Origin of the sequence: Bradyrhizobium macuxiense, assembly GCF_001542415.1 — a bacterium.
GTDB lineage: Bacteria > Pseudomonadota > Alphaproteobacteria > Rhizobiales > Xanthobacteraceae > Bradyrhizobium > Bradyrhizobium macuxiense.
The window spans coordinates 115,817-126,194 of the sequence record NZ_LNCU01000084.1; the positions used below are offsets into that span (position 1 = coordinate 115,817).

Consider the following 10,378-nt stretch of genomic DNA (forward strand, 5'->3'; position numbering starts at 1 on the left):
CCGCACCAGCGGATATTGCAGATAGACCGGCTCGCCGGAGGACTTCACCGCGGTGATCAGCGGCAGCTGGATCGGGCCGATCAGCCAGCTCGGGGTCTGGATCTGGTAGAAGTCGCCGCCGAACACCCAGAGCATCAGGTCGGCGAACACGATCGAGAGCCCGATCGTCACCATGGTCTGCCGAAGGTCCTGCCCCTCCATGCGGCGAAACACGACGAGCTGCAGGATCACGCCGACCAGCGCCACCGCGATGAAGGCGACGATGAAGCTCAGGATCCACGACCCGGTCCAGGTGCTGATGGCGTAGCCGATATAGCCGCCGAACAGATAGAGCGAGCCGTGCGCGAGATTGACGTTGCGCATCAGGCCGAAGATCAGCGTGAAGCCGCTCGCCACCAGGAAATAGAGCCCGCCGAGCGTGATGCCGTTGAAGACCGCGTTGAGGAACACGCGCTTGCGGCCGATCGCGGCCTCCAGCCCCGGCGGCCAGATCGCGAAGACCAGCCACAGCAGCACCGCGATCGCGATGATCACGATCAGCGCCCAGGCCGGATGGCGTTCGATGAACCGGGTCATCTCCGACGCATTCCCTCATGCCGCGTCCTCTTACGGGGCGCGTTTCGGGCATCCTATCGGGGGCGAAGGCAGCGGATTTGATCGAGAGTATCTTTATCGTTTGCGCGGAACTCCTTCAGGGACGCAACACCTTGGCGGCGCGGCGGTAATCGGTCGGGGCCATGCCGACATTGGCGGCGAAGAAGCGGGTGAAGCCGCTCTGCGAGGAGAAGCCGAGATCGAAGCCGATATCGGCGATCGGGGACTCGGTTGCCACCAGCGCATCGAGCGCCTGCTCCATGATCAGCGTGTTCATGTAGAGGTGCGGGGTGACGCCGGTCTGGGTGCGGAACAGACGGTAGAAATGCGGCCGCGACAGCCCGGCTTCGCGTGCGATCGCATCCAGCTCGATCTCGGCGCCGGGGCTCTCCGACATCAGCTTGATCGACTTGCGCACGCGGAAGTCGGTGATCGCAGCCGCCGCGCGCGCCTCCTGTGTCGCCTGCCAGCTTTCCTCGTAACAGGAATCGATCAGCTGCCTGAGCTCGCAATCGAGACTGCGCAGCGACGGTGCGCCGCACACCAAAGCCGCGGTGCGGCGGATCAGCTTGTCGAGCGCTTCGGTACGCGGAAAGAAGGTGCGGCCGAACCGCAGGCTCTGCGCGTTGGCGGCGGCGGGGGCGAACCATTCCGCGTTGACATAGAGCACGAAAAAGATCGCGCCGTGATCCATATCGGTCGGTAGAAAATTGTGCGGCTCCCACGGGTTGACCGCGACCACGGTGTCGTCCTTGAGCAGCCAGCGCTGCTCCGAGACGTCGATCTGCGCCGGCGTTCCGCCGACGTGAAAGATCAAGTGCCCTTCGCGGTGCGCATGCACGTTGAAGGGGCGGTTCAACTGATAGACCGTCGCGCGGCCGAACCGGCCGTGGAAGACGGCAAGCGCCCTGCTCATGCCTCCCCTCCCGCGTGATGCTCTTGTCTTTTCGACAAGCGTTCAACATCCCGGAAGGGAAAGCAAGGGCGAGCAGGGCTCAAGATGCAACCGCGCGGTTCGGCCACGGCCGGCTTGCTCGCACTTGCAACAAATACGTCAGTACTTCTTGCACTCCGGGACCGTGCGGCCGGGCAGGCCGATCTTGGCGAAAACCGCCGGATCGTAGCCGAGCGTCTGGTTGACGTTCGGAATCACCTTCACGACCTTGCTGAACAGCGCGCCCTTGCCGTCGTCGACCACCTCGGTGACGAAGTTGGTGCCGATCGCCTGGCGGTTGGAGTCGAGCTTTATCTTGCCGTTCGGCGCGTCGATCTCGATCTTCGCCAGCGCGTCCTTGAGCTTGGCTTGGCTGTCTGAGAGGTCGCCATTGACCTGCCGCAGCGCCAGGATCAACGCCATCGTCGAGTCGTAATAGTTGGTCGCGAGCAGCGATGGGCTCGGGAAGCGCTTGGCCGGCGGGAACGCATCCTGATAGGCCTTCACGAATTTCTGCCAGTTCGGGTCGTCCCAGGTGTCGGCCTGGCCGCTCGCCGCGATGGTGCCGATCAGCGCGTTCTTGGCGCTGCCCTTCGACGACAGAATGGTCTGGTCGATCATGATCGAGCCGCCCATCAGATGCGCCTTGCCGCCGGCCTGCTGATACTGGTTGAGGAAGTTGACGGCATCGGCGCCGCCGAGCCCGAGATAGATCGCGTCGACATCGTCGGGCAGCGCGGCGATCACGGAGGCGAAATCCTTGGTTCCGAGCGGCACCCATTGCCGGCTGGTGACCTGGCCGCCGGCGCCGCAGAACTCGAGCACGAGGCCGAACACCTGGGTGTATATGAAGGAGTAGTCCTCGCCGACGGTTGCGATCTTGCGATAGCCCTTGGTCTCATAGGCGTATTTGCCGAGGCCCACCTGCCACTGCGCGCCGTCCATGTTGTAGCGGAAGAAGTTCGGCGCCGGATCGACATAGGTCGCTTCCTGCGCGCCGGAGGCGGCGTTGACGAAGGTCAGCTCCGGGTGGGTCTTGGCGAAGTTCTTCACCGCGATGCCTTCGTCGCCGGACAGCGGCGACAGCAGGATCTGCACCTTGTCCTGCTCGATCAGCTTGCGCACGGCGCGCACCGCGGAGTCCGGTGTCGCGTCGGTCGAGGCGACGACGAACTCCAACTCCTTGTCGCCGATCTTCTTGCCGAGCACGTTGAGCGCAGTCTGGAAGCCGCGCATGCCGTCCTCGCCGAGCACGGTGTAGGTGCCCTCGAGCGTTGCGGTGACGCCGACCTTGATCTTCTCCTGAGCGAACGCCGTGCCCGAAAGCAACAGGCTGCCCAACGCAATCAGTCCCACACTGCCTTTCAACATCGCTCTCCTCCCTGCTGTTTTCGCCGGCGTCCGCATCGACAAAGGCAAGGGCGCGGACGTCCGGTTGTTGCGCGCAAAGCTAGCCGATGGCGGGCGCGGCGCGGATGTCGTCGGCCTGTGACGGTTTGACGGGCAGTCTCATTTTGATTGTTGCGCCGCAACGCGTTCAGCGGCGCAATGTCGCGGCAGCTAACGGAGTGCGGTCTCGTAGCGAGAGCTGACCGCCGAATACACCGACGTAGTCCCTGCGAAAGCAGGGACCCATACGCCGTGGCAGATGTAGTGGACAGGACTCGTCGCTCCGGCATGGCTCAACAATTGAACATCGATGATTATGGGTCCCTGCTTTCGCAGGGACGACAGCGAGTGTGTTGCGCTGCTTGTGAGTCATACATCCGCGTTCTCGCGACACGAATTGTCCGAGCTTTGCTCTTCGTTCTTGCCCCCTTCGAACAGCGCGCAGCCGGAAGGGCGGATTGGCGGAGCATAATCCGCCGTCGTGATATGCGACGTGCAGCGGAGTACGCTGGCGTCTGTCATCGGGCCGCGCCCTGACCTCACTTCGTGGTGTAGCCGCCGTTGACCAGGATGGTCTGGCCGGTCATCCACCAGCCCTCCGAGACCAGCAGGCGAATCCATGGAACGATATCGCTGATGTCGGTGAGGCCGGTCTTCGAGAAGCCGGACAGCGCCGCGGCCGACTTGTGATAGGCGACTGCATCAGCGCCTTCGGCTGGATAGAAGAACGGCGTGTCCATCGGGCCCGGTCCGATCGCGGTGACCGAGATGCCGCGTGCACCGAACTCCTTGGATGCTGCGCGGATGTAGTGCTCGACCGGCGCCTTGGTGCCGGCATAGGCGGCATAGAACGGCGTGAAGGCGCCGAGCAGCGACGTGACGAGTGTGCAGATCTTGCCGTTGTCGTTGACGTGGCGGCCGGCCTCCTTGAGGAAGAAGAAGGCGGCCTTGGCATTGACCGCAGTCATCTCGTCGTATTCGCTCTCCGAAATCTCGACCATCGGCTTCTTCAGAACCTTGCCGACTGTGTTGATCGCGATGTCGGGACGGCCGACCGCGGCCACTGCATCAGTGAACAATTTCTCCATCGCGCCCGCGGTGGTGAGGTTGGCCTGGAAGGCGACGGCCTTGGCACCGGCGTCCTTCACCGCGGCCACCGTCGCGTCGGCGTCGGCCTTGGTTGCGGCGCTGTTGTAGTGGATCGCGATCGCCTTCGCGCCATGCTTGGCGAAATCGCGCGCGATCAATCCGCCGAGATTCTTGGCGCCGCCGGCGATGATGACGGTCTTTCCCTTGATGCTGTGGTCGGTCATGGCGTCAACCTTTCCAAATCGAGCAGCCACGCAGCGCGGCCGCTTTCCGGATAGGACGATATCGTCTAGGATTTCGCGATAAAGGGCCGCATTCTGACCTCACTTGTCAGAATTAGCGAACAATCGAGGCCGATATTGGACCGCATCGATCTCTTCCGCATCTTCGCTCGCGTCGTCGAGTGCTCCAGCTTTACCCGGGCGGCCGACAGGCTCGGCCTGCCGCGCTCTTCGGTCTCATCTGCGGTCTCTGAGCTGGAGCAGCGGATCGGCGCGCGGCTGCTGCATCGCACGACCCGCAAGGTCTCGCCGACGCAGGACGGCGCGGCCTTCTATGAGCGGTGCCTCCGCTTGGTCGCCGACGTCGAGGAGGCCGAAGGCCTGTTCCGTCATGCGGCCGCCGAGCCATCGGGCCGGCTGCGCGTCGATGTCCCGGGACGGATCGGACGCCTGATCATCGCGCCGGCACTGCCGGCGTTCCTCGATCGCTATCCGCAGATCGACATCGATCTCGGTGTCACCGATCGGGCCATCAACCTGGTCGAGGACAGCGCCGATTGCGTGGTGCGGGTCGGCGCGCTTGGCGATTCCGGCCTCATCGCGCGGCCGCTCGGTAATCTCACGCTGATCAATGTCGCGAGCCCCGCTTATCTCGCACGCCACGGCGTGCCGCAGTCGCCGGACGATCTCGCCGCGCATTGGGCGGTCAACTACGCCTCGCCATCGACCGGGCGTATCGAGGAGTGGGAATGGAGCGAGCAGGGATCGTCACGCACGACCGCGATGCGCGGCCGCATCACCGTGAACAGTGCAGAGGCCTACATCGCCTGCTGTCTCGCCGGCCTCGGGCTGATCCAGATCCCGGCCTATGACGTGCAGCGGCATCTCGACGCCGGAGAACTCGTCGATGTCATGCCCGGGCATCGTGCCATGCCGATGCCGATGACCTTGCTCTATCCGCACCGCCAGCATCTATCGCGCCGGCTGCAGGTATTCGCGGATTGGCTGGCAGGCTTGTTGAAACAGAACCTGCTGGCGGCAGGCTAAGGTTGACTCGTGAGTTGAGACACGCGTGACGCCCGGATCCGTCTCGAAAGCAGAGGTCTTGCTTCGCTTTGAGCAGATTCGCTTCAGGCCCAATTCAGAATCGTGCGCTGCAACAATGACCTGTTGTTCGATCCGCCATCGTCGTGACCAATTCCTGGAGCTTGATCTCAATCAAAGCTGACTGCCCCCAATACGTCTCGAAATCCTGCCGCGCGGTTTTGTGGTTGAGTTTATTCGAATGCAAACGCGGGTACGAACGCTCATCGCCATCGTGTTGGCGCTTACAAGTCTGAGCGCGATCTCCGAGCGAGTGCGCGACCCCGGCGTGACCGACACTGAAATCCGTATCGGTAATCTGATGCCCTACAGTGGAAGTCTGCAGGCTTTCGGCGCGATCGGGAAGGCCGAAGCAGCATATTTCGAGCTGCTGAACGAGCGCGGCGGGATCAACGGCCGCAAGGTCAGCTTTATCTCCTATGACGACAAATCCGATCCGGTAACCGCGCTGAATCTCACGCGCGGTCTTGTCGAGAACGATAATGTCCTGTTGATGTTCGGCTCCTTTGGAACTCCGGGCAACTTTGCCGTACGCAAATACTTGAACGAAAGGCAAATCCCTCAGCTGTTCGTCGCTTCCGGAGACGATCATCTCTTCGATCCATCGTCGTTTCCGTGGACAATGGGTTGGCAGCCCTCGTTTCGGGAAGAGGGGCGCATCTACGCCAACTACATACAAGCGACCTACCCTGGACGCCGGATCGTCGCTCTTTGGCAGAACGATCAAGTCGGCCGCGAAATATTCCAGGGGTTGGAAGACGGGCTGGGAAACGTCGCCCGTGCGATCAGGGTCGATATCGCCTACGATGTCGGAGATGAGCATCTGGACACGCATGTATCGATCTTGAAGCAATCGGGAGCCGAGATCTTTTTATTCGCAGGACTGCCGGCAAACGCAGCGAAAGTCATTCGAGCCGCGGCGAAGCTGGATTGGCACCCCGTGTTCATCCTCGACCACATGGCTTCATCGATTGCGACGGCGCTTAAGCCTGCTGGCCTGGAAAATTCCGCTGGCGTGATTACAGCGGCATTCCTGAAGGATGCAAATGATCCCGCCTGGAAAGAGGACGCACAGAACTGGCAAGCATTTCTTGACAAATACAGTCGGGCGGGAGGCAAGGACGACGGCGCGGCCGTCTTCGGCTATGCGGCCGCCGAGACCCTGGTGCAAGTGCTCAAACAGTGCGGCAATGATCTGTCACGCGAGAACGTGATGAAGCAAGCGGCGGCTCTCAAGGACTACCAAAACTCCGCCTTGCTGCCTGGCATCAAAATCAACACAGGGCCGTTCAACTTTCGGCCGATCAAACAAATGCGATTGGTTCAATTCGACGGCCGGACGTGGCAACCAATCGGCGACGTCCTCGAAACGGCTTTCTCCAACGTCGATAATTAGGCCGTTGATCTGAACGAGCCGACGCACTGCACCTCGAATGGATCTTCAGCTTGGGCCCGGAGGAGGAGCTTGGCAGGACCGCCGCAAGACGAACGGCGCCACCCCGGCGTCGTCTCCGTGCAAGCGGGTGACGCAGCTTCCGACTGAGGTTCACGGCCGCAGGCGAAACGATGGCCGCGATCATTGCGGAAGAGTGATCATTCCGGAGGATTCATGGGCGAAGATGGATGGGGGCCCGGCTTTCGCCGGACCCCCATCCGTCACTCCACGATCTCGGTCACGACGCCGGCACCGACGGTGCGGTTGCCTTCACGGATCGCAAAGCGCGACCGCTCTTCGAGCGCGATCGGCTTGTTGAGTTCGATCGTGAACTCGGCGCTGTCGCCCGGCATCACCATCTCGGCGCCATTGCCGAGCTGGACGCTGCCGGTGACGTCAGCGGTCCGGAAGTAGAACTGCGGACGGTAGTTGGCAAAGAAGGGCGTATGCCGCCCGCCTTCGTCCTTCGTCAGCACATACACTTCCGCGCGGAAGGTCTTGTGCGGAGCCGCACCGCCCGGATGCGACAGCACCTGACCGCGCTGCACCGCCGCCTTGTCGATCCCGCGCAGCAGGCAGCCGACATTGTCGCCGGCCTGCCCTTGATCGAGGATCTTCCGGTAGCTCTCGATGCTGGTCACGACTGACTTCCGGGTCTCGCCGAGACCGACGATCTCGACCTCGTCGCCGAGCCTGATCGTGCCGCGCTCGACGAGCCCGGTGACTACGGTGCCGCGCCCCGCGATCGACTGCACGCCTTCGATCGGCATCAGGAACGGACGATCCTTCGGCCGCTCGGGCAGCTCGATATAGCTGTCGAGTGCCTCGAACAGTTTGAGGATCGCCTGATCCGCCAGCGGGCCGGTTTCGCCGCGCAGCGCCTGCATCGCGGCACCGCGCACGACCGGCGCGTTGTCGCCGTCGTACTGGTACTTCGACAGCAGATCGCGCACCTCGATCTCTACGAGATCGACCAGCTCCGGATCGTCTGCGACATCGCACTTGTTCAGGAACACCACGATGCGCGGCACGCCGATCTGGCGCGCGAGCAGGATATGCTCGCGCGTCTGCGGCATCGGCCCGTCGACGGCCGAGACGACCAGGATTGCGCCGTCCATCTGCGCCGCGCCCGTGATCATGTTCTTCACATAATCGGCGTGGCCCGGGCAGTCGACGTGCGAGTAATGGCGCGTCGCCGTCGAGAACTCGACGTGGCTCGTCGCGATGGTCAGGATCTTCGAATCGTCACGCGTACCTTGCGCGGCCGACGCCTTGGCAACGTCCTGATAGGAGACGAACGCGCCCCAGCCGTGATCGGCTGAAACCTTCGTCAGCGCTGCCGTCAGCGTCGTCTTGCCATGATCCACGTGGCCGATCGTGCCAACGTTGCAGTTGGGCTTGAGGCGGATGAACTTCTCTTTGGCCATGGGACACCTGTGGTGTTCGAGCTCCCGTGCTGGGTTTGCACGACTCGAGGCACCGCGAGAGCCCGTTTCGGCGCCAGGAGCCGCTTCCGCTCCGGGCCGATTCCAATGTCAGGTGTGACGTTAGGTCAGGTCCAAAGCAGAATAGCGGCGGACGAGGGCATTAGCCCTTCCGTCATCAGCACTGATGCTCGCTGTGACTGCCGCATTATCGGTGACCTGGTTCGCTCGCTCTTCAAGGAGAGCGACGTAGATAGGGGCTCGCTGCCTTGTTGGCAAGAGCCGAGCCGGCGCGCCGCAGCGGCCGTGCTGGCGTTCCCGATGTCCGCAGCGTATAGTCGGGCGGGGTTCTTGGCGGTAATCGAATGTCCATCTTCGCGCATAAAGGCGGTTTCGCAGTCGTGTTGGCGGCACTCTGTCTCAGTGGGTCTGTGGCTCATGCCCAGAGCGGCCCCGTGCAATATTGGACGCCGGGGTCGCTGTTCGGCTTCGGCGCCAGCCTCGCCGACGGCCAGAAGGCCGACACCTACGGAAACTTCCCGGGCTTTGGTGAGGGCGGGGGGCAGGGCGCCTCCGCGTATCTGAACGGCCATCCCGACGGCTGGTTCATGGGCAGCGAGGGCGGCCGCTTCGGTCTGAACGGCCTGAACCAGGCCGGAGCGTTCGGCTCGCTTGATTACCAGGGCACGCAGTTCGGCTACAACTTCAAGGGCGTGAACGGATCGCCGGTCACCTTCTTTGCCGGCTTCGACAGCCTGAAATACAACGCCCCCGGCATCGGCGGCCCGATTGCGCCGTTCAGCGGCACGTCCGGCGCCAATGCCGGCTATTCCGCGCGTGCGGGTCTCGAGTTCCGACCGACATCGAATGTCAGCTTGTCGTTCGGGGTCGGTTACACGCAGTTGCAGTCGGAGCGCACGGACAGCGACATCAACTCGTCCCTGCTGCCCGGCCAGTCGCCGCTTCTGTTCGGCGGCCGCTAGCGCGCGTTCGCGCAGAGCGGGCGGCGTGAACTTAGCGCTTCAGCGCAAGACGGCGGAGCTTTCGTGCCTGATTCAACCGGAGCTGAGAGTCTTTCACTCAACAGCACAATCAGGATCAAGGCATGGACATGCAGGGCAAGATCGCGCTCGTTACGGCTGCTGCTTCCGGCGCCGGCCGCGCCGGGGCGGGAATTCTGGCGCGCGAGGGCGCGGCGGTCGCGGTTGTCGACCAGAACGAGGCCGGCGCCAAAGCGGTGGTGGACGAGATCCGCAAAGGCGGCGGGCGTGCGCTGGCGCTGGCCGGTGATCTCCGCGATGATACCTTCTCGCGCGAGATTGTTGCCGCGACGGTGAAGGAATTCGGCAGGCTCGACTGCCTGTGGAATCATCTCGGCATTCCCGGACCGTCCGTGATCGACGACCTCGACGGCTGGGACCTCAGCATCGATCTCAATCTGCGTTCGCAGCTGATCACCAGCAATGCGGCGCTGGCGCAGATGGCGGCGCAGCGCAAAGGCAGCATCCTGTTCACGGCATCGACTTCGGGGCTGACAGGCTCGCCCTGGAGCCCGACCTATTCGGCGGCCAAGGCCGGCGTGATCGGACTTTCGCGTGCGCTCGCCAAGCGTCACGCCAAGGACGGCGTGCGCGTCAATGCGATCTGCCCCGGCGCGATCGACACGCCGATGCTGCGGGTGTTCGTCAACCGGCCCGACCAGCCGGGCCACAACGAGGCCGATCCCGAGGCCCTGATCAAGGCCGCGGTCACGCGCAATCCGATGGGCCGCGCGGCGCGTCCCGAGGAGATCGCCGAAGTTGCGGTGTTCCTGTTGTCCGACAAGGCCTCGTTCGTGACCGGCATCGCGATGCCGGTCGATGGCGGGACGCTGGCGTAGCGTACCGCACCGCTCTTCGGAAAATCTCGTTCAGAACTTCGCCCTCAGCCCGGCATAGGCAGCGAGCGGCATTCCGGGCACGAAGGTGCGGGGATCGGTGAGCTGCGCCATCAGGTTGGTGACGCCCCGCGTGGTGCTGGCAAAGCCGCCGGTCTCGAAGAAGGTGCCGCCGAGATAGTACTTCTGGTTGAAGACATTGTTGATCAGGCCGAACACCTCGATGTTCGGCGTGACCTGATATGAGGTGTGCAGGTTGACGACCGCATAGGCAGGCACCTTCGGGCTCTGGTTGGTATCGTCGTGCACGAG

The 10,378-nt window shown here is 63.2% G+C and carries 9 protein-coding genes and 1 pseudogene; 4 read left to right on the forward strand and 6 right to left on the reverse strand.

Annotated features, from left to right (window positions below):
- The 4 genes from AS156_RS44940 to AS156_RS25130 form a co-directional block, all read right to left on the reverse strand.
- The coding region (locus AS156_RS44940; RefSeq protein ID WP_245313051.1) for a branched-chain amino acid ABC transporter permease at nt 1-576 on the reverse strand (576 nt) is incomplete at its 3' end.
- Nucleotides 577-691: 115 nt separating this feature from the next.
- Nucleotides 692-1,510 carry a helix-turn-helix transcriptional regulator gene (locus AS156_RS25120; RefSeq protein ID WP_066509983.1) on the reverse strand — a complete coding sequence of 273 codons (819 nt, stop codon included), beginning with the start codon at nt 1,508-1,510 and terminating at the stop codon, nt 692-694.
- A gap of 138 nt (nt 1,511-1,648) precedes the next feature.
- On the reverse strand, nt 1,649-2,899 hold the full coding sequence (locus AS156_RS25125) for an ABC transporter substrate-binding protein (protein ID WP_066509985.1): 1,251 nt from the start codon (nt 2,897-2,899) through the stop codon (nt 1,649-1,651).
- A gap of 557 nt (nt 2,900-3,456) precedes the next feature.
- Nucleotides 3,457-4,230: an SDR family oxidoreductase gene (locus AS156_RS25130; RefSeq protein WP_066509988.1), complete on the reverse strand. Its 774-nt coding sequence runs from the start codon at nt 4,228-4,230 to the stop codon at nt 3,457-3,459.
- A 135-nt stretch (nt 4,231-4,365) separates the two neighbouring features.
- Here AS156_RS25130 and AS156_RS25135 point away from each other — a divergent pair, with 135 nt between their 5' ends.
- Nucleotides 4,366-5,274 (forward strand): LysR family transcriptional regulator, encoded by a 909-nt coding sequence (locus AS156_RS25135; RefSeq protein ID WP_066509990.1) that lies wholly within the window; start codon nt 4,366-4,368, stop codon nt 5,272-5,274.
- A 238-nt stretch (nt 5,275-5,512) separates the two neighbouring features.
- On the forward strand, nt 5,513-6,727 hold the full coding sequence (locus AS156_RS25140) for an ABC transporter substrate-binding protein (RefSeq protein ID WP_066509992.1): 1,215 nt from the start codon (nt 5,513-5,515) through the stop codon (nt 6,725-6,727).
- Between the two features lie 260 nt (nt 6,728-6,987).
- Here AS156_RS25140 and tuf read toward each other — a convergent pair whose 3' ends face one another.
- The gene (gene tuf / locus AS156_RS25145; protein WP_066509994.1) at nt 6,988-8,193 is read right to left on the reverse strand and encodes an elongation factor Tu; all 1,206 of its coding nucleotides are present in this window, start codon (nt 8,191-8,193) and stop codon (nt 6,988-6,990) included.
- A gap of 362 nt (nt 8,194-8,555) precedes the next feature.
- Between tuf and AS156_RS25150 the strand changes: the two genes are divergently transcribed.
- A complete protein-coding gene (locus AS156_RS25150; RefSeq protein WP_066509996.1) occupies nt 8,556-9,173 on the forward strand; it encodes a hypothetical protein in 618 nt (205 codons plus the stop codon).
- Nucleotides 9,174-9,295: 122 nt separating this feature from the next.
- The gene (locus AS156_RS25155) at nt 9,296-10,069 is read left to right on the forward strand and encodes an SDR family NAD(P)-dependent oxidoreductase (protein WP_066509999.1); all 774 of its coding nucleotides are present in this window, start codon (nt 9,296-9,298) and stop codon (nt 10,067-10,069) included.
- Nucleotides 10,070-10,099: 30 nt separating this feature from the next.
- On the opposite strand, the pseudogene AS156_RS44945 reads toward AS156_RS25155, so the two are convergent.
- Nucleotides 10,100-10,378: pseudogene (locus tag AS156_RS44945) on the reverse strand (TonB-dependent receptor); the annotation flags it as partial.